This window comes from Coprothermobacter proteolyticus DSM 5265 (genome assembly GCF_000020945.1).
GTDB classification, from domain to species: domain Bacteria; phylum Coprothermobacterota; class Coprothermobacteria; order Coprothermobacterales; family Coprothermobacteraceae; genus Coprothermobacter; species Coprothermobacter proteolyticus.
In genome coordinates, this window is sequence record NC_011295.1 from 284,336 (window position 1) to 307,493 (window position 23,158).

The 23,158-nt window shown below is 44.1% G+C and carries 28 protein-coding genes; all 28 read left to right on the top strand.

Going from position 1 to position 23,158, the window contains the following annotated elements:
- The first annotated feature begins 1 nt into the window (after nt 1).
- The 28 genes from COPRO5265_RS01350 (at nt 2) to COPRO5265_RS01485 (ending at nt 23,157) form a co-directional block, all read left to right on the top strand.
- Nucleotides 2-601: a sigma-70 family RNA polymerase sigma factor gene (locus COPRO5265_RS01350; protein WP_012544868.1), complete on the top strand. Its 600-nt coding sequence runs from the start codon at nt 2-4 to the stop codon at nt 599-601.
- Nucleotides 601-1,284 (top strand): flagellar basal body rod C-terminal domain-containing protein, encoded by a 684-nt coding sequence (locus COPRO5265_RS01355; RefSeq protein ID WP_012544014.1) that lies wholly within the window; start codon nt 601-603, stop codon nt 1,282-1,284. The genes COPRO5265_RS01350 and COPRO5265_RS01355 overlap by 1 nt, the downstream gene beginning before the upstream one ends.
- A 22-nt stretch (nt 1,285-1,306) precedes the next feature.
- A complete protein-coding gene (locus COPRO5265_RS01360) occupies nt 1,307-1,972 on the top strand; it encodes a flagellar basal body rod C-terminal domain-containing protein (RefSeq protein ID WP_012544664.1) in 666 nt (221 codons plus the stop codon).
- 4 nt (nt 1,973-1,976) lie between these two features.
- Nucleotides 1,977-2,819, top strand: coding sequence for an HDOD domain-containing protein (locus COPRO5265_RS01365; protein WP_012543763.1), 843 nt, complete (start codon nt 1,977-1,979; stop codon nt 2,817-2,819).
- 45 nt (nt 2,820-2,864) lie between these two features.
- Nucleotides 2,865-3,137, top strand: coding sequence for a hypothetical protein (locus COPRO5265_RS01370; RefSeq protein ID WP_012544139.1), 273 nt, complete (start codon nt 2,865-2,867; stop codon nt 3,135-3,137).
- Nucleotides 3,124-3,447: a hypothetical protein gene (locus COPRO5265_RS01375; protein WP_012543478.1), complete on the top strand. Its 324-nt coding sequence runs from the start codon at nt 3,124-3,126 to the stop codon at nt 3,445-3,447. Before COPRO5265_RS01370 ends, COPRO5265_RS01375 begins: the two co-directional genes overlap by 14 nt.
- Nucleotides 3,444-5,066, top strand: a complete 1,623-nt coding sequence (gene flgK, locus COPRO5265_RS01380) for a flagellar hook-associated protein FlgK (RefSeq protein ID WP_012544288.1) — start codon at nt 3,444-3,446, stop codon at nt 5,064-5,066. Before COPRO5265_RS01375 ends, flgK begins: the two co-directional genes overlap by 4 nt.
- A gap of 10 nt (nt 5,067-5,076) precedes the next feature.
- A complete protein-coding gene (flgL, locus tag COPRO5265_RS01385; RefSeq protein WP_012543529.1) occupies nt 5,077-6,138 on the top strand; it encodes a flagellar hook-associated protein FlgL in 1,062 nt (353 codons plus the stop codon).
- A 17-nt stretch (nt 6,139-6,155) separates the two neighbouring features.
- The gene (locus tag COPRO5265_RS01390; protein ID WP_012544709.1) at nt 6,156-6,380 is read left to right on the top strand and encodes a carbon storage regulator; all 225 of its coding nucleotides are present in this window, start codon (nt 6,156-6,158) and stop codon (nt 6,378-6,380) included.
- Complete coding sequence (locus COPRO5265_RS01395; RefSeq protein WP_012543867.1) at nt 6,361-8,265, top strand: O-antigen ligase family protein; 1,905 nt, start codon at nt 6,361-6,363, stop codon at nt 8,263-8,265. Before COPRO5265_RS01390 ends, COPRO5265_RS01395 begins: the two co-directional genes overlap by 20 nt.
- A 51-nt stretch (nt 8,266-8,316) precedes the next feature.
- A complete protein-coding gene (locus COPRO5265_RS01400; protein WP_012543748.1) occupies nt 8,317-8,640 on the top strand; it encodes a flagellar export chaperone FliS in 324 nt (107 codons plus the stop codon).
- Between the two features lie 90 nt (nt 8,641-8,730).
- Nucleotides 8,731-9,786 carry a flagellin gene (locus COPRO5265_RS01405; protein ID WP_012544550.1) on the top strand — a complete coding sequence of 352 codons (1,056 nt, stop codon included), beginning with the start codon at nt 8,731-8,733 and terminating at the stop codon, nt 9,784-9,786.
- 83 nt (nt 9,787-9,869) lie between these two features.
- Nucleotides 9,870-10,268 carry a flagellar protein FlaG gene (locus COPRO5265_RS01410; protein ID WP_012543491.1) on the top strand — a complete coding sequence of 133 codons (399 nt, stop codon included), beginning with the start codon at nt 9,870-9,872 and terminating at the stop codon, nt 10,266-10,268.
- 18 nt (nt 10,269-10,286) lie between these two features.
- Entirely contained in the window at nt 10,287-11,669 is a 1,383-nt protein-coding gene (fliD, locus tag COPRO5265_RS01415) for a flagellar filament capping protein FliD (RefSeq protein ID WP_012543991.1), read from the top strand.
- 84 nt (nt 11,670-11,753) lie between these two features.
- Entirely contained in the window at nt 11,754-12,077 is a 324-nt protein-coding gene (locus tag COPRO5265_RS01420) for a hypothetical protein (RefSeq protein WP_012544650.1), read from the top strand.
- Nucleotides 12,052-12,279, top strand: coding sequence for a hypothetical protein (locus COPRO5265_RS01425; RefSeq protein WP_012543961.1), 228 nt, complete (start codon nt 12,052-12,054; stop codon nt 12,277-12,279). The genes COPRO5265_RS01420 and COPRO5265_RS01425 overlap by 26 nt, the downstream gene beginning before the upstream one ends.
- A gap of 266 nt (nt 12,280-12,545) precedes the next feature.
- The gene (gene flgB / locus COPRO5265_RS01430; protein ID WP_012543704.1) at nt 12,546-12,887 is read left to right on the top strand and encodes a flagellar basal body rod protein FlgB; all 342 of its coding nucleotides are present in this window, start codon (nt 12,546-12,548) and stop codon (nt 12,885-12,887) included.
- A 6-nt stretch (nt 12,888-12,893) separates the two neighbouring features.
- Entirely contained in the window at nt 12,894-13,298 is a 405-nt protein-coding gene (gene flgC / locus COPRO5265_RS01435) for a flagellar basal body rod protein FlgC (protein ID WP_012544376.1), read from the top strand.
- A gap of 13 nt (nt 13,299-13,311) precedes the next feature.
- Nucleotides 13,312-13,608 (top strand): flagellar hook-basal body complex protein FliE, encoded by a 297-nt coding sequence (locus COPRO5265_RS01440; RefSeq protein ID WP_012543493.1) that lies wholly within the window; start codon nt 13,312-13,314, stop codon nt 13,606-13,608.
- A gap of 24 nt (nt 13,609-13,632) precedes the next feature.
- On the top strand, nt 13,633-15,198 hold the full coding sequence (fliF, locus tag COPRO5265_RS01445) for a flagellar basal-body MS-ring/collar protein FliF (protein ID WP_012544125.1): 1,566 nt from the start codon (nt 13,633-13,635) through the stop codon (nt 15,196-15,198).
- A 7-nt stretch (nt 15,199-15,205) separates the two neighbouring features.
- Nucleotides 15,206-16,207, top strand: coding sequence for a flagellar motor switch protein FliG (gene fliG / locus COPRO5265_RS01450; RefSeq protein ID WP_012544549.1), 1,002 nt, complete (start codon nt 15,206-15,208; stop codon nt 16,205-16,207).
- Nucleotides 16,188-16,850: a FliH/SctL family protein gene (locus tag COPRO5265_RS01455; protein ID WP_236608226.1), complete on the top strand. Its 663-nt coding sequence runs from the start codon at nt 16,188-16,190 to the stop codon at nt 16,848-16,850. The genes fliG and COPRO5265_RS01455 overlap by 20 nt, the downstream gene beginning before the upstream one ends.
- The gene (gene fliI / locus COPRO5265_RS01460) at nt 16,816-18,132 is read left to right on the top strand and encodes a flagellar protein export ATPase FliI (protein WP_012544306.1); all 1,317 of its coding nucleotides are present in this window, start codon (nt 16,816-16,818) and stop codon (nt 18,130-18,132) included. Before COPRO5265_RS01455 ends, fliI begins: the two co-directional genes overlap by 35 nt.
- Nucleotides 18,116-18,523, top strand: a complete 408-nt coding sequence (locus tag COPRO5265_RS01465) for a hypothetical protein (RefSeq protein WP_012544394.1) — start codon at nt 18,116-18,118, stop codon at nt 18,521-18,523. The genes fliI and COPRO5265_RS01465 overlap by 17 nt, the downstream gene beginning before the upstream one ends.
- Complete coding sequence (locus COPRO5265_RS01470) at nt 18,520-20,838, top strand: hypothetical protein (protein WP_012543741.1); 2,319 nt, start codon at nt 18,520-18,522, stop codon at nt 20,836-20,838. The genes COPRO5265_RS01465 and COPRO5265_RS01470 overlap by 4 nt, the downstream gene beginning before the upstream one ends.
- 26 nt (nt 20,839-20,864) lie before the next feature.
- Entirely contained in the window at nt 20,865-21,158 is a 294-nt protein-coding gene (locus COPRO5265_RS01475) for a flagellar hook capping FlgD N-terminal domain-containing protein (RefSeq protein ID WP_012544206.1), read from the top strand.
- Nucleotides 21,148-21,510, top strand: a complete 363-nt coding sequence (locus COPRO5265_RS01480; RefSeq protein ID WP_012543590.1) for a flagellar hook-associated protein — start codon at nt 21,148-21,150, stop codon at nt 21,508-21,510. The genes COPRO5265_RS01475 and COPRO5265_RS01480 overlap by 11 nt, the downstream gene beginning before the upstream one ends.
- 87 nt (nt 21,511-21,597) lie before the next feature.
- Nucleotides 21,598-23,157: a flagellar hook protein FlgE gene (locus COPRO5265_RS01485; protein ID WP_012544900.1), complete on the top strand. Its 1,560-nt coding sequence runs from the start codon at nt 21,598-21,600 to the stop codon at nt 23,155-23,157.
- Nucleotide 23,158: the final 1 nt, after the last annotated feature.

Genomic DNA, 23,158 nt, shown 5'->3' on the forward strand with positions numbered 1-23,158 from the left:
CATGATGGTGGAAAAGGGATGGATTATAGCAGCTAGGAAAGGCGATGACAAAGCTCGCGAACAGGTACTTATGAGCTTACAAAGGGTCATAGAAAGGCAGGCATCTCAGCTTACCTATTACAACATTTCGTTGGAGTGGGATGACCTTCTGGCGGTAGGACTCATAGCTGCAAATGAGTGCATTGATTTATATAACTTGGAAAGCGAAATTCCATTTGAGGCTTTTGCTTCAAAGGTAATAAGAAACAAAATGGTGGATTACCTGCGCACCACAGGCACATTTACTAAGAGCGATGTGGCAAAATACAAACAGGGGCAGCTCACCTTGAATAAGGAAGAACTTTCTTTGGAAGCGCTCATTGAGCAGGGTATTGAAGAAGTCGGAGAGCAAGGAATTATTCTGGAACTAGAAGAAGCTTTGAACCGTTTAGATTTACGGCATAAGCAGGTGTTACAGTTTAGATATGTTGATAATCTCTCAGTCAAGGAGGTTGCCGATATATTGGGTGTCAGTCCTGGCAGAGTTTCTCAACTGGTGAATGAAGCTCTAGACCTGCTAAGGGAAGATATTGGTATAAAATTCAATAAAGGTGATAACTAATGCTTAGAGGAATTTACAATGCTGTGTCGAGTAATCTCATGCTACTTAGGGCTCAGGATGTAATTGAGGACAATTTGTTACACATTCAAACTCCAGGTTACAAGCAGAAAAACTTCGCCTTCACATTAACTGAGCAGCGTCCTATTGTAGGGCTTGGGAATGTAAGTTTCGGTGGCCTTCTAAGCTACCCATATGTGTCTATTGAGCAAGCATCTCTAGAAGAAACGGGACGTAATCTGGACTTGGCGGTCTCTGGTGGTTTCTTGGCTGTGGATGCAAATGGTCAACGCCTCTGGGCAAGTAGTTTAAGAATGCTTGTGGACGAGCAAGGTTATCTTGTAACTCCGGAGGGCTACCGAGTACTGGGAAAGAACGGCCCCATCAAATGGAATGAAAACTACAACGTGGATCAACAAGGTAACATTTTGTTGAACGATCAAATAGTAGACAGTTTTCTAATTTCTGACGTGAACGTTCAAGAAGTTGTGAACGATCGATACTTTGTAGGTGAGCAGCTTCAGTCAAATTTCCGTGTCTTTCAAACATATTTGGAGACAAGCAACGTGGATGAGATCGGTCAGGTAACCGCACTTATGACCATTTTGAGGCATTATCAATCCAATGTGAAAGTGGTTCAAGCAGAAGATGCCGCTTTAGCCAAGATTATCAATATTATGGTGTGAGGCGTAATAAGGAGGTGCATATATGGTAGAGCTGTATGGAATAGCCAGGGCGGGCATGCGTCTCTCAGTGGGTTATCTCAATGTGGCTGCGTTTAATATTTCTAATGTTAATACTGAAGCTTTTAAAGCCTTGGAGCCTGTTGAATCTTCTGGTAATGCTCATGAGTTTCCTGTGGCTAATGGGAGAGCGAATATTGTTGATAATGCTTACCTTTTTACAGTAAATCGTGATAACATGGGCCCTCTGAGCAATACCTCAGGCTATGCTTTAACAAATCCACAAGCCTACTTTGTAATAACCGACGGAACAAACAGATGGCTTACTAGAAAAGGCAACTTTGAGCTGGATCGGGATGGTAATGTCAGCTTACAAGGATTTTACGTAATGAACAGAGATGGTGCAGTTGCTAAGGCTACGGATCTCTATTCTGGGAATCTTTTGCTTGTTGAGGCTGATACCTCTCAGTACGATAGAGATAGCATTGGGTTCGTTTCTACAGGACAAGAACGTATCATAAACGTTGATGAAGCGGGGCTCACAGCAAACGCTTTAGAAATGTCTAACGTTGATCTTTCTGCGGAGATGGTCAAACTTATTGCTGCTCAAAGGGCTTATCAGTTCTCAGCAAAAGCGTTTCGCAACGCTGACGAGCTAATAGAAGCAAGCATAAACTTAAGAGGAGCCTAAGTGCATGCCCATACCTTCTTTGGACCAGCTTATTGATCAAGTAGACAAAGTTTTACCAGTACCGTCTGTAGCTATGCAGGTGATCAAACTTTTGGATGTACCAGACAGTAGTGTAAAAGACGTAGCTGAAGTTCTTTCTCAAGATCAAGGGCTCACGGCAAATGTGCTGAAGCTTGCTAATTCAGCTTACTATGGGATGCCTCGAAGGGTAACGTTACCTATGGAGGCAGTGGCTTTGCTGGGTTTTAAGACTGTTAGGAGTATTGTATGGTCTTCTGTCATGGAAGTTCTTTACAGTAAACCGCTGGTGGGTTATAAACTGGAAAGCGGTATGTTGTGGGAACACTCATTGGCAGCAGCTGTAATAGGAAAGTATTTGGCTAAAACTTTTAAACTTAGAGATCCTGAAAGTTTTTATGTTTCTGGTCTTCTCCATGACGTAGGCAAACTCATATTGAATATATATCTTCCCGTGGAATTTAGTAATATCATTGCTCTTGTAGAAGAAGGAAAGACTTTTGCTGAAGCGGAGAGAAAAATTCTTGGTTATGATCATGCCCAAGTAGGGGGTATCATTTGCGATAAGTGGCAACTTCCTGAAGTCATAGTAGAAGGCGTTAAGTACCACCATACCCCCAAATTGGGTTCTCAAAGCAGTCATATAACCCATTTGGCTAATGCTATGGCCTTAATGTTGGGACACGGGACAATGGGCGTGGCTACAATGGCTGCCAGTCTTGATGAAGAGATACTTTCTCTTTATGTGCCAAGCGAGGATCAATGGTTTGATCTTTTGGAAAAGGCAGAAGAACAAGTCATGTTAGCCTTGCATGCATCTAAATACTAAAGAACAATGAGGTTTATCCGAATAAACTGTTGGGTGATGTAAGCCATGAGAATAGATGGTAGCGGATCAATAGATCCAAAACATGTGGAACTTGTAAAACGAGTCTCAGAGCGTTTCAAGTTAACTGATGCGCAAAGTGTGGAAAGAACAGATAAAAGAATGTCTGATATTGTGTTGGCAAGGGTCCTACAAAGCTTCAAAGAGAGTAGAGTCAATCACCTTGACGAGGTGCGTGAGCGCTCTAAAGATAATGCAGTGGACGTTGAAAGAATAGCACGCTCTTTGGTGGAAAAAACAAAAGAAGATGCAGAAGTCTGATGAATTAGAACTTGTGAAGAAAGCTCGTCTCCTGGCTGCGGAGCTCACAGCATCCTATGCTGCGCTTCGTTCTGAAAATGTAGAAAACACATCCGCTGAGCTCGAAGAAACGGTAAGAGCGTTGGCTGAGCGAATAGAGTCTTATGAAGGACAAGAGCTGCCAAAGGAACTTGTTGATGAAATCGTTGCCTTTGTTCACGATTTAGAGGGGCTGGTTGACCTAGGCCGTGAAGTGCTGGGGTTTTATGAGTCCTTGCTTTCGCCCTCTGTCCAGGTTTACGGCCCGTCAGGTAAGGTGAACAAGAAATGATCTGGTCCTTAGAAATAGCTAAACGTAGTCTTCAAGCTCAGATGCTTGCACTGGATGTCACTTCCCATAATATTGCCAACGTTAATACGCCCGGTTATAGCCGCCAAGAAGCGGTTTTTCGCCCAACGCAGCCCTATGGTATAGTCTCATGGCTGGGTACGATAAACCCCGGGCAGGTGGGTACAGGCGTTCAAATAAGCAGTATTCGGCGGCTTCGTAATGACTTCGTGGACATGAACTACCGGAATGTGACGTCGGAAAGTTCTTATTACAGTGTGAAGGATCAAGTATTTAGCATTTTGGAGAGCTCCATCAATGAGATAAAAGATTCGGGGCTTCAGAAGGCGCTGAGCGATTTTTTTGATGCATGGCATGAGGGTAGTGTAAGTCCTGAGGATCCCACAGTAAGGCGCATTATTGTTGAACAAAGCCAAAACTTGATTGATGCTTTTAAATATGTGCAAAACCAACTGGTTTCCACACGTTCTGATGTGGACTTTCAAATAGTGAACTCTGTGGCACGTATTAATGACATAGGTAAAGAAATAGCAAAACTCAACGAGCAGATTTCCTTATCGACTTCTCAAGGACAACAGCCCAACGACCTTCTAGATCAGCGAGACAACCTATTGGATGAGCTTTCGCAGTACGTAAATATCCAGAAGGTTGCTTTGCCTACTGGTTCCGTGTCGGTCTTTATTGGTGGCCTATCTTTTGTAGATGATAGAACAGTAAATGAAATAAAAGCTATTGACAATGACCGCCTTATCGACAGCGGGGAAGGTTATAAATACACAGAAGGATTAGCTACTTACAGTGTGTTACCTGGCTTGATTCAAAATGATAAGTGGAATGAAAGCATTGCCTTAGGAACTGAAGATATCTACAATGGCCATGTATCCACCCTGTGGTTGACCATGGGGAATTCATTGGTTCCTTTGGATGATAGACATTTAGCTGGTGGCAAGCTGAAGGGTTTAGTGGAAATGCGTGATGACGTAATCGCATATGGTGAGGAACCCGGACGCGGACTGCTTGGGAAGATAAACGAGATGGCTTATTATTTCTTCGACAAGATAAACTTGATGCTCAAACAAGGAAAGGACCTTAATGGCGATGCCTACAGTTCAAACTTCTTCAACTGGGATGTTAATGTAGTTCCTAAAAACATCATATCTGCAGTTGCATTGGATCCCACAGTAGTCAGTGACCCAACGAAGCTCCCTATTGGGGTTACTGGTTTGGCCGGCGATGGCTCTTTAGCTTTGCTCATTGCTCAAGAGCAGAACAATGCCCTTGAGACAGTTCCCGAGATTCTAAATTCGACGCTGTGGAATCCCAGTCTTCCCGGATTTCTTAAGGGGCAAAGCGTTGCTCAGAGTTGGCGGACACTAGTTGCTGAGTGGTCTGCAGATATTTCCCGTAATAGGGCTTTCATGGAAGGTACGAATAATGTGAAAAGCGAGCTAACACTTTTAAGGACTTCCGAGTCCGGCGTAAACCTCGATGAAGAGGCAGTCAACCTGATTCGTTTTCAAAAGGGTTATGCCATGTCTGCACGCATTGTTTCAGTGGTGGACGGCATGCTGGATCTCATCATAAATATGGGGGCACGGTAGGTGATATTAAATGCGAATTACGACAGCATATCAGTATGAACGTAGTGTCCAAACGCTTCAAACCGTTCTTGGCAAACTCACGCAACTACAAGATCAATTGTCCACATTAAAGCAAATTCAAAAGCCTTCAGATGCTCCCTTGGACAGCGCGCTGGTAATGAACTGGAAAGCCTACAATGCACAGGTTGAAAGGTGGCAGAACAACATAAAGGAAGTTGAAAACCGTTATTCTTATACAGAACAAAACCTGACGCACATAAAAGATCTCATGCTTAATGTACGTGATTTAGTAATAAGGGGCGGCGGTAGCGACGCTTTAGGCCCTGAAGAAAAGATGGCTGTAAGCCGGCAACTAATCCAGCAGGCTGATGAGATGCTTAGCAGCTTAAATGCAAAGTACGCTGGCAGGTTTGTTTTGGCAAACGCACAGGTAACGAAACCTGAAGATCCTGCATGGAAGCCTTTCAAAGTACTAATACAGGATTCAGGTGGAAACTTCACTTTTGTAGACACCATTACACAGGCCGAGGATATGGTTCAGAAGGATCCAGGTAGTAAGTGGATGGTGGTGTTTGAGCCGAAAACGTTTGATGAGCTGAACGATCCTTCACGTAGAGCTGTTTCAGTGGAAATAGGTAATAACAGTACCATTCCGCAAGTTTTAGCAGTTGAGGATTACTTTAAGTTCTCAGGTACTGTGGATGTAAACGGAGCATCTTATCATCGGATGGATATGTTTGATAAGCTTTTTACCTTTTCTGAAACCTTAAGAAATGGCGGAAGTTTGGCTTCTCCTGATAATACTGGAAAGACAGCTCTGGATTACACCGACGAAATCCTGGATGGACTCACAGATTCCATTGCCAGCATCGGAGCTCGAGTGCAGCGGCTGGGCTCTCTGGACGATTTTTACAAAAATGTTAGTACGAATGTAGAAGCGTTGAGGAGCTCGTATGAAGATGCAGATTTGGCTAGGACATATGTTGAATACACTAAATTTCATACCAGTTATCAATCTTTACTTAAGGTCATAGCATCTATTACGCCTATGTGCTTGGTTGATTACCTCTAAGGTAAACTGTATCTATAATGTACATACTCAGGCGCAAGAGCGGTGAGGGAATTCGAATTTCGAAGGATATAACGGTCTATGTGCTTGGTATTAGTGGCAACGAGGTAAAGCTTGGTATTGATGCTCCAAAAGACATACCAATTATTCGCTTGGAGATTCTGGAGACCACAGCCAATGCCTCTGCGGTTTTTTCTGAAGAAAAGCTCAGGGAGATTTTGAAAAGTGAAGATCAGGGAACTTAGGGATTTCGGTTTTTTTGCTATAAAGGAAGCTTTGCTTATCCTCCCCATCGTATTATCTGTGGCAGTGCCTAAAACGTTTTTGGGTACCTGGGGTCTTTTATACGCTTTCACGGCACCATCAGCGGTGGTCTTGGCATTTTCGAGGCGCACATGGAGCTCCTTTACTTATCCTAAAGCTCACTTCTTGAGTGCTATGGCTGTTTTGGGTGGTATCATATTGTTTCGGTCACAGACCAGCTTCTTTGCCTCCTGGGCCGTGCTTCTGTACGCTATTTTGCTGGCTGTCCATCCTTTCTTTAAAGGCATGGTGACGGCTGTAGGAAATTCAGAAAGATCTACAGGAGCTTGGATAAGATTATCTGCTTTGTTCGTGGGCTTAGTCATTTGGAATCTAACCCGATTCTCTCCTTACGAGGTAAAGTTGTGGATTCTTACTGTTCCTCCCTTGGTTTTGTCTTTAAGTATCATATTTGCAGGAAGAAACTGGATTTTCCTTTCAGGGAAGGCGAGTTTTGGAAGAGAGTTTGGAAGCATGGGCAATCCTATGCCAGCAAGCAGTTTACTTGTCATGGCATTGCCAGTTGTGTCTGAGCTAACGTTTTTGGGGGTCAGTACGGGGCGGTATTGGTACTTACTCGTTCTTCCACTATACGCCTACGGTTTTTTTGCCTCTGCTGGTAGGGGCGCTGTGTTTGGAGTTCTTCTGAGTGTACCCTTTATCGCATATTTGGGCTTTCAGTACAGTCCTTGGTGGTTACTCATTGGCATACTTTTCTTTGTGGTAGCCGCACTTGCTGCACGGAAATACTTAAAAGAACTATGGCAAAGGGTTGTCTGGACATTTAAAAGGGGGCTTACGAAGGAGCCAAGATTTTTCTTATGGCGTGATACTCTCTATTTCTGTGTAAAGGAGCCCTTAGGTAGTGGTTACGATAACTTTAGAAGGTCATTTATGCCTTATAGGTCTAAGGAATCATATCTAGCCGAGCCCACCGTTCATTATGACAAAGTACATAACGTTTTTTTGGAGGAGTGGGCAGAAGGTACCGTTGTTGCGTTTGTGTTATTGATTGTTATTCTAGTGGAACTGTTCTTGAAGGGAACTTTGACTTTGAAAGGAGCCATTTTTGCGGTCATAGGAGATGGCTTTTTTGGTATTTACAACCCCGCAAACTGGCTTTACTTATGGATGTTAGGGTCGTTAGCTCCTCTTAGCAGTGTTTTTAGTGTGTACTGGCTCTACCCTTGCTGGGCATTAGTGGTTTTTGCATTTGTGCTGACGTCTTTAAACCATATGCCGCAGGTTACCGCTGGAAATGCACACAGCTCACGCCTCGCTGGACAGCGAGACATAGCAGCACAGCTTTTCAATGCTGCTTATACCGTTTTCCCTTGGTGCGTGGACTACCTGTCCGAGTGGGCTCTTCTTCAAATGGCACTACTCAATGAAGCAAAACTTAATGATGATATGGCTGTTGGCTACCACAATACCTTCAAGGGACTACAACCCTACCTAGATCGATTCGCTTCAAACATCGACGACATCTATAGCTCTTGGCTCATGTTCTGTGGTAAGTACGCTTCACTGAGAAAAGAAGGAGAAGCGATCTACGGGCGTCTGCAGCAGGTGAATCCTTACAGCTTTCGTGTCCGAAAAGCTTGCGCACATTACTTGGGAAATGTTGGAGATTGGGACTTAGCTATGTCTTTTCTAGAGGAAAACATAAACGAATACCCCTTTGATGCTGACTCCTATTACATGCTGGTATTGGCCTGTTATGAACAACATTTGTGGAGCACTGGAAGAAAGTATCTCCAGCTTTGGCGTGATAGGTTCCCAAACGATAGCCGCCTAACTGAGTTGGAAAGAGCTCTGGGTATTTAATAATCCATCCAATTTTCCGAACAATGTAATAGCAGGAGGTGTAAAACAAAAATGGCAAATGCTTATGGAAAGGCTCGTCAACGCTTTGTTGAACAGGAAATAATGAATGCTCCAGTGCAGAAGCTCGTGCTCATGGTTTACGATCTCATCATAACATCGCTGCAGAAGGGTGACATATTTAAAGCCAGATCAGCTATCAAAGAACTCATAGATGGCCTGGATTTCGAAAATGGCGGTGAGGTGGCAAAGAACTTAATGAGCCTTTATGAATATGCTTACCGACTCATAGGAGAAAATCAGATAGAGGAAGCCTCAAAGGTATTTGAAGAACTTAGAGAGGCCTGGGTTCAGGCTTTCTTCCCCAACGGTTATTAGATTAAATTCTAGAGGCACAATACCGAATACATGATTGGAATGGGCATGAAGCCCATTACCTAAAAACTCCATGAAGGAGGTAAAGAAACTATGGCACAAGCAGATTTAAGTAGGATTAACTCGAACATCGGTGCTTTGAATGCGCTGAACTCCCTAAGGATTATCCAGAATGACATGGCACTCAGGCAGCTACGCCTTGCTACTGGCAACCGCATTACTCAAGCAGCAGACGACCCTGCTGGTTTTCGTATTGCTGTTAAGTTGAATGCTCGCTCAAGAGGTCTTTCTCAGGCAGTGGACAACATTGGCGACGCGAGGAACATGCTTTCCACTGCAGAAACAGGTTTGACCAAGATTAAAGACCTACTGCTCACCATCCGTGACAAGTTGGTTTCTGGTGCTAACGACACACTGGGTTCGGAAGAGCGTTTAGCTATTGCCCAGCAAGTGCGTGAGTACATGCATGAAATCACGCGTTTGGCTCACGAAACTAGGTGGAACGACATTGGCTTGCTAGACGATTCTTCTCCAGCTGCTTCTACAACTACAGCATCTACCACATTCTACTTCCAGACGGGTTCTGATGCAAATGAAACCACTATTTGGTCAAGAGGCTTCAAGATTGTCACGACCCCATTTACCGAAAATGATTGGAACGTCAATTGGACTACTGCTGCTGCTACTTTGGAAGTGAAGTTGACCACAGCAGCGAACACAGCTTCAGTGCAAACTTACAAAGTTTATGACAGTGCTAGTGGCTCGGTAAGTGCTTCTGCGAGTTTCTCTGTAGCAGATGTTTACGCTGCTTTCGGTGTGGCGCAGCAGGCTGGCATTGGCTCCGCAAGCGACAGCACCAACGTTAGCGCTTCTGTTAACGCTCTAATTAAGAATGTGGATGCGGCCATAAGAGGGGTCTCTGACTGGATTGCAGGCATCGGTGCTTTGAGTGCAAGGTTGGACACCAAGGCTCAATCTGTATCAGCCATGCAGGTAAACGTTGAAGCGTCCTACAACAGAATATTCAACGCTGACATGGCCTACGAGCAACTGCAGCTCACCAAGGCTCAGATTTTGCAGCAAACAGCAGTAGCTATGCTTTCTCAAGCTAACCTTGCTCCTCAGCAAATCTTGACACTCTTTAGGTAATCAGCTAAGCAGTATTTAAGCAAAAACACATTCTGTGGGAGAGCCATTGTGCTCTCCCACAGAACTAAATGGGGGAGGTAAGCATGGCTCAAGATCCTGAGGAAGTAGCAAGAATTTCTGGTGTGCGTAATATTGGAGTGCAGGGTAACCAGATGCAGTCTTTTTTAGCCAGCGATCAACTAAAAAACGTTACTGAAATCCCTGTTGATATAAACAGGAGACAGGTAGAACCTACTAAAGAAGAAGATATTGAGTCTACAGTGAATAAAGTGAAGCGTGTGGTGGAGATCATAAACCCCAATATTGAGGTAAGAATGGAGCATCATCCTGCAATTAGAGATGTCATACTGGGTACCAGACTTGTTTTCTATGACAAGGAAAAGGATAAAGTAATAAAAGAGGTTCCTACTGAGAAAGCTCTAGAACTTTACGCTGAAGTCTTAAAGAAACTAAATTCATTGTTTGTTGACACCGAAATATAGTCATGAAGGTGAATAAGGTTGGTTAACTTCGATCCCACACAAGTACAGACAAACATACAAAAGTATGTAGACACGCTTTTGGTTTATGATAAGAAGAAAATAACAGAGCTAGAGAACCGTCAAAGTGCTCTGCAGCAGAAATCTTCTGCTGTCTCCCAAGTTATCTCTTTGCTGTCTTCGTTTTCCTCATCATTAAGCGTAAACTTTGATTCCTTAGCGGTGCGCTCTACTAACGAAAGTGTTGCCCAGGCTACAGCTTCTGGAAAAATAAGTGGTAGTGTCTCAATAAATGTAGACAGATTAGCCAGTTATCAAGTTTTAGATTGGACCAAACTTTCTGGGAGTGATTCTTCAAGTGCTTTCCACTTTGATAGTTCTAGCCAGGTTTCTGCTAACAGTTTTTGGAGTTCATTGGTAGGTTCAAAGTTTAATATTACCTTCGAGCTGGGAGATGGTAGCTCTGAATCTATTGAAGTTGACCTAACACGCTTTAGCCAAGATTCGGTTCTTTCTCAGGTTTTAGATGATTTTGCTTTCCAAGTCAATGCTCACTCTAGTAAGGTGCGCCTGTACAAGCAGAAGTTGAATGATGGCACCTTTATTCTGCAAAGCAGTGCTCTGGGTAGCGGTAAGAACAATGCGATAAAATCTGTAGCTTTCGGGAGCATGATTTTTTCTAATGAAGAAGATCTCAGTGCTTTGGATGCTTCTTTTACTGTGAATGGTTACTCTTACACTCGCAGTTCGAATACGTTTTCAGACATCATTCCCAATTTGACAGTAACATTGAAGGGCATTGGTTCTACCATGGTTACAGTATCTAGCGATACTTCCACGATTCTACAAGGCATGTCAAACTTTGTGCAGTCCTTTAAAGCATTTAGTGACAAACTTCGAGGTCTCATAAACGTTGACCCTTCTAACCAAGGCGCTCTAGCCTCGGATGCTTCTACATTAAGGCAAGTGCTGGATGGTATACGTACAAGACTAATGAGTGCAAGAGCTGTCAACGTAGACGGTGTTGAATATGGTTTCAATCCCAGTCTTATTGGCATCTCTTTTGACGAATATGGAACTATATCTTTAGACACTAGTAAGTTGAATAATTACCTTTCCTCAAATGTGAAAGGGCAAGACATTCTCCGCAATTGGTGGGCAGATGTGTCTTCTGATATCCGAAAGTACATCGACAAGGCACTTGGCAGTAATGGTACTATTGGCAGGTTGCAGTCAAACTACAATAGCAGTATCAAAGGAATCTCTGATCAGATTAAGCAGCTAAACGCTCAGATGGAAGAAAAGAGAGCCACGTTAGTAAGTCAGATGGGGGTGATATTTAACAGTCTCTATCAGTACCAGAGTATGTTCGCACAAATGAACTCCTATTTTTCTGTTTCCTAGAACGCCGGTCTTATTAACGTTTTTCTTTTTCTGAACACCTGGCTGAGTCGGTGAGCAGGACAGGTGTATGTTATAATTTTTCACATGGAAGGTGTGGATGCACTTCTAAAGCGTTACTCTGAATTATTGGACGATGTTATCGATGCCATTTCTCATTCTGACTTAGATAAAGTTTCAAAGTATGTTTTGGTTCTGCAAGATGTTATTACTTTGATAGCTCAGGAGCTAGAGGAACATCCCGAAGAGAAGCATAAACATGCAGATACCGTAAAAGTTATCCACGAAAAACAACAGAAGATCATCTCTCTTCTAGAACTGCAGGCTCAAGACTTATTACGAGAAGTGGAAGAAACCACAAATACGTATCAAGCAAGAAAGACCTATGAGCAAAACAAAGGCATTCGTTAGCCTTCTTTTGATTCTTTGTTCGGTTGGTTTAACTGGCTGTAAGCCAAAACCCTTTTCTGAAACGGATATCAGCCAATCCAAGGTTGTTTTGCAGGATGTATTGAATGCTTTTGCTAAGAACGATGTAAATGCATTGCAGGGTAATTTTGTCCCCACCGCTACGGAACTGATTAGCACTGTTGTAGAAGTTAAGAATGTGTGATTCGACACCTTAAAGTCGATTGGCGTCGAGTCAGCTTCGGTTTCTGGTTATCGGGTTGATCAATTTGATGTAGTAAAAAACGAACCTGATCGCTTAACTGCTTCAGTTCTGTACACGGGGACATACACCTTCACAGCAACGAAATCAAGCAAAACCTATGTGTGTTCACACCAAGTGGAGGTCGTTTTTGTTAAATACGAGGGGAAGGTTCTTGTAGGTAACCTGCAGCAGCAGGGGGCGCCGCCTTCTTGCAAGGAGGTGAAGTGATGTCCGTTGATAGCCTTAAAACAATGATGGGTATTGTTTTTCAGAATCTGCAGGCAGTACAATCAAACTTGGCAAATGTCGATACGCCTGGATATAAAAGGCAAGAAGTTGATTTTCAAACTGTTTTCATGGAGCTACAGAATCATGGAGAATTACTTCAACCGAGTAGTAATTATGTAAAGATTGATAACACCACGTCTTGGAGGCTAGACGGTAACAACGTTGACCCTGATAAGGAGATAACAACCCTCATAGAAACAGCTTTGTGGTATCAAGGCATTACGGAAATGCTCAGTCGCCATTTTTCTACTGCCAGGCAAGTTTTACAGATGTTGAGGTGATGAAAAGTGTCAGGATTCTCTTTGCTGCGTATTGCTGGTTCGGCACTGACGGCTCAGCGCTTTAGAATGGATGTAATTTCTTCAAACATTGCTAACTTGGAGACCACGCGAACTCCAGAGGGAGGCCCGTATCACCGAAAAATCGTTAGTTTTCAGTCTATGATGGTAGGAGAAAATCAAGGGCAGGGTGTAAAGGTTGCTCAGCTCACTGAAGATCCTTCAGAACGATTGGTTTATGATCCTTCACATCCTGATGCAGATCCCGAAACGGGCATGGTGCATTACCCCGATATGGATCTTATTACGGAGCTCACCGACCTGATGTCTGCTCAGAGATCTTTTGAAATGAATAGTAATGCAATTGCCATAGCACGCCAGGTCTACACAAAGAGCATGGAAATCGGCAGATAGGGAGGTAAGATGAATGGGCATTGATCCTGTTAGTGGCTTTGGTCCCATTAAACCCATAAGTCCCATAGATGTTTCTAAGACAGGAGAGACGCAAGGGGCGACTGATGCTTTTTCGAAGTTGCTTGACCAACTAAGCGCAAAAGAGTCGGAACAAGACCTCTACAGAAATGCTATTGCGCAGGGCAATATGGACATACTGCCGGAAGCCCTCGTTTCAGCCACAGAATTTCAAGTGGGTTTGCTTCTTGTTACTCAAATACGTAATCAGCTGGTCAGCGCTTTTCAGGAGTTTATGAGACTACCATTATGAAACAGAGGCTACATGAGATAAAAAATGAATCTTGAAAACATTCCGGTTCTTAAAGATCTAGTGAATTTTTGGAAAAACCTGGAGAAGAACCAGAAGCGAAATATCATCGTCGTTCTTGTCGTGGCATTGGTTGCTATTGGAGGGTTGGTGTATTACCTTAATCGTCCTCAGTATGCGCTTTTATTCAGTGATTTGATGCCTGAACAGGCACAGGCTATTGTTTCACAGCTGGAAAGCCAAAATGTTCGCTATAAGCTATCTTCGGATGGAGCTTCTATTTACGTGCCCAATGATAAAGTTACCAGCTTACGTCTTGAACTGGCATCTTCAGGTTTAGTAGGATCTACAAAACCAGGCTATGAGCTTTTTGACAACATATCCAACATATTCCTTACTCAGGAAGAACAGCAGATCATGTATCAAAGAGCGTTGGAAGGTGAGTTGGAAAGAACGATATCAGGCATGCCTGGGGTGAAATCGGTGAGCGTTCACTTGAGCTTGCCACAGCGCTCTTTATGGACAGTGACTTCTACTCAAACTGCTCAAGGTGCTGTGTATTTGACTTTAAAACCAGGCTACAGCTTGAGTGCAAACCAAGTGGAAGCCATAAGGCAGTTGGTAGCTCACGCTGTGGAAGGGATGAGTCCAGAGAACGTTGTTATAGCTGAAGCTAGCACGGGTATTCTAGCTGGTGATCTTGCTCAAAGCGGTGTTGACAAGGGCTACCTTGAAATAAAAAAGCAATTGGATGAGTTGTATGCTTCCAAGATAAGAAGCTTTCTGGGACAGACTTTTGGACCAGAGAACATCATGGTTAGTGCCGACGTTGATGTGGAAGTAACAAAGCAAAACATACAATCTGAAACCTGGGGAAACACGGCAACAAAAAACGTGTCAGACACAGAAAGTTGGAGCAGCAGTTCGTCCTCCGGAGGTCCTGTGGGGACGGCTACCAACGTACCTGGAGCTATACCTTCTTATGTGTACACTAGTACCGGTGAGGGGCCTTATAACTACTACAGGCAGCAACAAATCAATTATGAGATTTCTAGGACAATTTCAGAAATTGTGCCGCAAGAAGTTGAAATTAAGAACGTGAAAATAGCGGCCATTGTTGATTCCAGTGTTTTTAAGGATTACGCAGTAACGGCGTCCACTGTGGAGAGTCTCATAGCCAGCGCAGCAGGACTCGATAACGCTAGAGGAGATGTGGCTTTGGTAACGTCCATGCCGTTTGCTTCATTAGCTCGTGAGAAAGAAGCGCAGGAGGCTCAGCTGCTAGCCGAGGCTCAGAGAAGAGCTCGGCTCTACAGCTACATAGCCATAGCAGTTGTAGCGTTGCTAATATTGGCTATGGTTTTCATTTTGTTGAGACGCAGCAGAAGAACAGCTCCCGCACCTGTACCTGCTGGAGCTGGCTTGGGAGAAGCACTTGGTCAACCTAGACCAATTATTAGCCTAGAAAGGCCACTTACACCTGAGGAGGAAAAAATAAAACTTGCCATGGAAGAGATACAAAAAGCTCTGCAAGAGCATCCCAATGACGTGGCAGATCTGGTGAGAATGTGGATGCAGGAGGAGTGGCGGTAAAGCTAATATGGCGGAAAAGAAGAAGATATCAAAAGCTGCTATTCTCATGATTGCTTTGGGAAGGGATCTAGCAGCCAAGATTATGCGGCAGCTCAAGGAAGAGGATGCGGAAAAACTAGCTCTGGAAATATCTTCTGTCACGGACTTGGATGAGCGGACGAAAGCCAACATATTGGAAGAATTTGTTAACGTGGTCAAAGCTAAAGAATTTCTTGGTCAAGGCGGAATAGAGTATGCAAAGGATCTTCTTGAGAGAGCCTTTGGCCCACAAAAGGCAAAAGAAATCTTAGAAAGACTAATGGAAGCGGTTCAGGTTATGCCTTTCGAGTTCTTGCGAAAACTAGATGGTCAACAAATAGCCAACCTTATTCAGAATGAACATCCCCAAACTATTGCCTTAGTAATGAATTACCTGAATCCTGACCAAGCTGCCATTGTTTTTACATCGCTTCCACCTAACCTGCAAGCTGAAGTTGCTTTCAGAATGGCGGTGCTGGAAAGAACGTCTCCTGATATCATAGAAGCCATCGAAGAACAATTCCGGCAGCGTTTTGCAACGGTTGCTGTTCGTGGCGACTTGACCAAGGTAAATGGTATCGATGCATTGGTGAAAATTCTTAACTCATTGGACCAGCAAACACAGTCCAATGTGCTCAACTACTTAGATTCTCAAGATCCTGAGCTAGCAGAGGAAGTGCGAAAGAAAATGTTCACCTTCGATGATCTCATTCTTCTTGATGATAGGGCTATTCAGCGTATCCTCAGAGAAGTTGATACCAAGGATTTAGCTTTGGCTCTTAAGGGTGCTTCAGAGCAAGTTAAAGAAAAGATGTTCAAAAATATGTCTCAGAGAGCTCGTGAAATGCTGCAAGAAGAGATGGATTTCATGGGTCCTGTTCGACTGAGGCAAGTGGAGGAAGCTCAATCAAAGATCATCACCGTGGTAAGGCGATTGGAAGAGGCAGGCGAGATCATCATATTCCGAGGTGGTGAGGAAATTGTCACGTAAACTATACCGTTTGGAGAAGCCTTCACAGGAAGACGTCTTGGGGTTTAGAAGGGGTTATTTACGCGGCTACAAAGAGGGTTACGAACGTGGGTACAAAGAGGGTTTCGATAACGGATTCAAAGAGCTTTATGAGATAAAGGAGCAATGGGAGAAGGATCTACAAGAATATATTGGGCAGCTTTCCACCTTGGTCTCCAGACTAAATGAAGAGAAAGAACGCTTGCAAAAGGAGTATGAAGAGGCAATTGAGACCTATAAGCGCGGAATTGAAGAGGAGCTTGCAGAGGTTGTCTCTGTGGCGGCCAGTAATTACCTAAATCGCTCGTTGGAGCACGACGCCACACTCATAACAGGAATTTTGGAGAAATGCCTGCAACGTTTCAGTGGCGATTATCCTTTGGAGATCCATGTTGATGAGCGTTTTGTAGGCGAGGTGGAGAAATTCTTGCAGAGTTCAGAGTTGCTGTCTAGGAATCTAAAATCAGTGCAAATTGTCAAAGACAATCGTATTGGTTTTGGAGTTCTCATCGATTCTGAGGAAGGACGTGTGGACGCCCGTGTGGAAACGTTATCAAGAAACTTGAGAACTTTAGTGGAGTCATCCTTACATGACAACCCCGAAGATCAGTTATATAAAGGATAAAGTTGCTAACGTAGATCTTTTTGAGGTCTATGGAAAGGTTTTGAATGTTAGTGGCTTAAGTATTGAGGCTTTGACCCCTGCTTCTTTCGTGGGAGAGCTTTGCTCAGTGAACAGGTTTGACGGTAAACCCATGTTCGCTGAAGTGGTTGGTTTCAAAGAAGGTAAAACACTTCTCATGCCCATTGGAGATGTACAGGGTATTGGTCCTAACAGCCTTATCAGGGCCATGGGGCGACCTCTTTGGATAAAAGTAAGTGACGGTTTGGTAGGCAGAGTAGTTAACGCCATAGGTGAGCCTTTAGATGATAAAGGGCCCGTATATGGCGAAAAGAGAAGCGTCTATCAAGATCCTCCTCATCCGCTAAAGCGAAAAATCATCACTGAACCCTTGCAAACCAGTATCAAAGCCATAGACGGACTCTTAACCGTGGGTAAGGGGCAAAGGGTTGGTATATTTGCAGGCTCAGGTGTGGGTAAATCGACACTTCTTGGTATGATCGCTCGTAATTCTTCTGCGGATGTGAACGTGATCATATTGGTTGGAGAACGTGGTCGTGAGGTAAGGAAGTTCATTGAAGAAGACTTAACCGAAGAAGGTGCTAAGAGATCGGTAGTAGTGGTGGCTACCAGTGATCAACCAGCGTTGTTAAGGGTAAAGGCTGTACTCACAGGAATGACCATCGCTGAGTATTTCAGAGATCAGGGTAAAGATGTTCTGGTTATGATGGATTCAGTCACCCGTTTAGCCATGGCTCAACGGGAGGTAGGATTATCTATTGGTGAGCCTCCTACCACCCGCGGCTACACACCTTCTGTGTTTGCACTGCTTCCCAAGATTCTTGAAAGGGCTGGCAATTCTGATAAGGGCAGCATAACAGCTTTTATCACAGTGCTCGTGGAAGGTGACGACATGAATGAACCCGTTGCCGATGCTGTAAGATCCATATTGGATGGCCACATTGTGCTTAGTAGAGCTCTTGCTCACCGAGCACACTACCCAGCCATAGACGTTTTGCAGTCCATAAGCAGGGTCATGAATGATGTGGTTAGCGCTAAGCACTTAAAATTGGCGAACCGAATGAGAGAGCTTCTGGCTGTCTACACCGAGGCTGAGGATCTAATAAACATAGGGGCCTACCAACGGGGAAACAATCCTAAAATTGATGAAGCACTAGATTATATCGATGCCATAAATCATTTTCTTTTGCAGCAGGTTAAAGAAAGTTACACCTTGGAACAGACTGTTAGCCTGATGGAGGAAGTCCTTGGCACTGTCAGCTAAAAAAGCAGCTCGCATTCTCAGAGTTAGAAAAATTGAGGAGGACATAGCAAAGAATGACTTTTTCTTAGCTGTTAAGCAATACAGATTGGCAGCTGAGCAGGCAAGAGATGTAGGTCGTTCATGGCTGGAAGTAAGAGCTGCTCAGGTTAATGACCGTGTGGTGACCTATGATGCCTATTTTCATGCTCGTGAAAAAGCTAAGGAGACGGTAAAAGGTACCTACAGATTGGTTTTGGAGAAGCGGGAATTGTTACTTCAGAAGGCTGTTTCTCGAAGAAGTGGGGAAAAACTGTTAGAATATGCCAAAAGAGAGGCGCAAACAAAGGCGTTCCGTCAGGAGCTGTCTTTGTTAGATGAAATAGGATCGCGCAAGAAAGGAGGTGAATTGTGACGAGTGGTGCTGCAAACCTCAGTTTCTTGACACAGTTTTGGGATTCTGATTTTTCTGCTATGCCACCGAAATTAAAGAAACAAAACTCTGGAGTATTTGAACAGACAAGTGAACAAGCTGTGGACTTCTCAGCAATGCTTGCTTTGATTAGTGGACTAGCGCCTGATCTTGTAGAATGCTTAAGTTGTGTGCAAGGCTCCCCAGAGGCCGGAGAAAATGGCTTTCAATCTGCGGTTTCCATTGAGGCTGTTGTGCCTTACGAATCGAATACGCATGTTTGCTTTACCGCTTCAATGGAAAAACTGCTTGCAGACGCTGAACCTCTTTTAGATGTGCCCGAACCTACAACCAGTGAAACAAAGGAAGTTGCTACGCTATCTGATAAGCCTGAATACGGAATACATACAAACTACGCTATTTCTTATGAACAATCAAGTGATGTTGATCTTACCGTTGCTAGCGAAATCACTGCTAGTCATTCTGGCGCGTCGTCAGAAGATGATTTAGGATTCAAGCATGCTTCCATGCAAGAGCGGGGCTTAGGAAAAGAACGTGAACTGCCAGTAATGGATCAATATGCCGATCAACGAATCTCTGAGTTTCAAGTGGGGGATTCTAGAAGCACTGGTGGAATGGCAAAGAACGCTGCCCAGGAGGAAACTAGTAATTGGACATGGCCTAATAAAGAAGTGGACAGCAAAGTTGTTAACTACTATGGCGTTATCACGAACCGAGACGGTGGCGTGCTAGCAGGTGATGGGCCAAAGAACGATGAATTGAAGGAAGAGCATTTCTACTCAGAGGAAGCAGCTGATCCAAAGGTTGACTTGGTAAAGAGCAAAGTACCTGAAGGGATTGATTTTCTTTCTGGAGTTCAAACGCAGTCTTTATCTCAGGAGAACGTTTCTAGCTTAGCTGAGCCCGATCGTTTTGGTATTGGTACCTCCCCGAACGCTGAAGAGGTTGTAGAATTATCGGCCTCGACGGGAAAATGGCTTGCTGGGTGTGAGTCTGATGCAGATGCAGATTCCGTTTCAGCTATGGAACCAAAGCATTTACAGTTTGGAAAGGCCGTCGACTTCCTCAAAGAACAAGCTGCATCTATCCAAGTTCAAGAAGCGGTTGAAGTTTTTGGATCTACGTCAGGAAGTATGCAGTTAATGGACGTAGAAGGTCTTAACCCGGCGTATGATCTGGATGCGATAGTTGGAAGGGAGAATACTTTTCCAGTTGACCCAAAGAAGGAAGTAAATCTTGCTGCGCAAGGCGTTGAGGCAAGGTCCAAACAAGATGGTAATGATGAACTTTCAAAGGGACAAAGCTTAAAAGGGTCAGAAGTTATCGAAGCGTCTTCCAACAAAGCACCAATAACGGATGACGATGTGCCTAGAAGTGTTCTATTAGGGGCAGAAAGATCGGAAAAATCAGCTGAAGGTAGCGAAGGAAAGAGTGTTTCTTCAACCGATGAAGTAAACAAAGTGGCTGAAATGCCGGCTTTCCCTTCAGGCGGATCTGTAAAGGAGACAGCTACTACAACAGACCAATTACGCAAAGGCGAAGTTTTTAACATCACCTATCCAGAAATGACAGAAAACGTAGCACTAAGGGTGCCTTATCAAGAAGATGCTGCAGCTGATGAAACCGCAAGGATGAGTCAGGATCAGACTGCTAAAAATGTCAAAGCAAAAGATAAAGCTCCGGATGAAGCTAAACAAGTGACAGATGAAACCTTGTTTGTAGATAAAAACGCTTTAGAAACTCTGCATTCAAGGGAAGAAGTTTCTGGACAAATGCGAGAAAGTGGCGGAACCGCTTTTGAGCAACACGATGTTCTAGTAGCTGAAGAAAGTCTCTCGGGAAAAGCAGAAAAGCAGACTCAGCTATCAAAGGAAAAAGATGAAACAAGTGCTGTGCAACGAGCTCTTGAGTCTTTTCCAAGGAGTGTTGAAGATGCTGCGCATCAGGACATTTCTTCCAGTTTGAGACCCGAAGGGCAATATTCCCCGGGCAAACTTAGCTCCGATGCGACTAACGTTAAGCTATCCAATGAGGCTCTTCTTGAACAAAAGTCGTCTTTGGCGATGCGGTTGGCAGAACTTCCGCTAAGGTTCGGCATCGATGTGCGTGGTGGTGAACTTCTGCTTACCATAATGGCTAATTCTGACCAGGATGCGAGTCACCTAAAGGAACACAGTGGCTACATTAAGCAAAGGTTGGCAAGAAAAGGCTACGAATTTGATGCTGTGAATGTAGTTAACAGTTCTCAGGTGACTGTGCAGGACTACAAAGTTTACCATTACGACATGGTAGTTTAAAGCTTGAATGATGGAGGTGAAAACTGGTGTATGTACCGCCTACAAGTAGTAGCCAAGGTGCAACAGGCTCAGAGCAAAAAGTGCCAGGCTTGAATCGTGATGATTTTCTAAAATTGTTGCTGGCTGAATTGAAAGCTCAAGACCCGCTTTCGCCCATGGATACTAATACCATGACGACCCAGATTACACTACTGAACGTGCTTCAGGAGCTTATTGAAATTAAGACCATGCTGCAAAACTTAGTATCTGCTAAGTCACAAGAAGGTACAGAGTCCAGCACTACTGACGGAGCCGAGGAGGTAGCAGGTGATGGATCTTAGGATTGGCCCCACAAGTGGTGTGAACCAGGTTAGCAATCTTAAAAAGGCGCCGGCTAAAAGTTCTGTTGATTTTACCGAAGCGTTATTGAACGGTTATGGAATAAAACTTTCGAATCATGCTAATAGTCGCCTAGTCTCCAGGGAAGTTTCTTTGGATGAGGAAAGAATCCAAAAAATAGCTCAGGGTATAGAAGAGCTCAGTAAGAAAGGCATTCGAGAAGGAGTAATCATACTCAAGGATCTTGCAGTAGTAGTCGGTGTGCCGAGTAGGACCATTGTTACGTTTAAGACGCCTCCTTTTACCAAGGGAGGAGTGTTTAGCCAGATTGACGGAGCAGTCATTCTTGAATAGGAAAACGGGGCTGGACCGCTTTGCGGAGGCTCCCAAAGGAAGCGTCGATCGACTGAGACGCGCACACAATTGGGAGGTGAATCATAAGTGTTAAGAAGTTTCTTTAACGGCATATCTGGTCTGAAAGTTCATCAAATAAGGATTGATGTCATATCAAACAATATCGCTAACGTGAATACCACTGCTTACAAAGCAGCTCGGGCCACTTTTAGTGATGTTGTGGCTTTAACGCTTAAGGGCGCTAGAGCACCTTACGGTGGTCGAGGCGGAACAAACCCGTCCCAAGTGGGCTTAGGTGTGGGACTAGCTACTATTGATAACATCATGACGCAGGGCCCAACAAACAATACAAACCGAGCTTCAGATTTGGCCATACAAGGTGATGGCTTCTTTGTAGTGTCAGACGGCCAGAGGAACTGGTTTACTCGTGATGGTGCTTTCGATATTGACCTCACTGGTAGACTCATACAATTGTCAACGGGTTTGAAAGTCCAAGGATGGTCTATGATACCCACGCAGAAGATCAGGTTCGGTGGCACTGTTGGTACTGCTTCCACATCCTTTGGTTTCAGGGTGTACGACAATGAAGGTAACGAACATGTATTCACAGCTTTGGTTCAACCTACGCCAAGCGGTAGCACAGCAGCCATTCACATTTATGAAGGCACGGATACCGCCTCTCCTAACCTTGTGCTTACTCAGACCTTGGGTTTTGCAAATGGAGTGGTACAAGCCGGTCAAACAGGTGTTCTCAATTGGAACAATATGTCTATAAACTTGGATTTTACATCTTTAGGTATGAGTAATGCTACTGTAAGTGCGCTTGTGGCTGATCCGGTGGTGGAGCCAGACACTAATAAGGTAGGAGACATTGTCATACCTCGAAGTCTGACCATACCTCCAACACCTACCACTAATGTCCAGTTCCAAGGTAATCTAAATGCAAACGCTCCTGAGGGCGCTAATGTTACTTTTACAGTGAGCAACGTTATAGACAGTCTGGGAGTCACCCACTCCATGCTTATCAATGCGGTTAAGAGTGCTAGTCCAAATACCTGGGATGTCACGGTGTCCATGGAATCTGCAAGCCCTGTTCAATATGTGGTCACTTTTGATTCAGACGGGAGGATTAGTGATGTAAAAAAGGATGGCCAAAGTTATGGAACCACTCCTACAATCGATTTCGACCCGGGTAACGGAGCACAGACGAGACAAATAACTTTGAATTTCTCCGCGATAACACAGTATGCTGCCGATTCCAGGGTGGTTGGCCTTGTAGATGGCAATGTGAACGGTAAGCTACTAAGCTGGTTTGTCACGGACGAAGGTAAAGTCATGGGCGAATTCGATAATGGCCAAATTAGGGAACTGGCACAGATCGCTTTGGCTAACTTTCAGAATCCCGCAGGGTTAAGCCGTGAAGGAAACAACTTGTGGCAGAATACTGCTAACAGCGGTTTTCGTGGTTACGTGGAAGCTGGTGACCTTGGTTCTCTCATTATTCGAGGTGCTTTGGAGTCTTCAAACGTTGATTTGGCTGAAGAATTCACTAACCTTATTATTACGCAGCGTGGTTTCCAGGCGAGTACTAGAGTTATAACCACCTCAGACGAAGTTACACAGGATATAATTGGATTGAAGAGGTAAC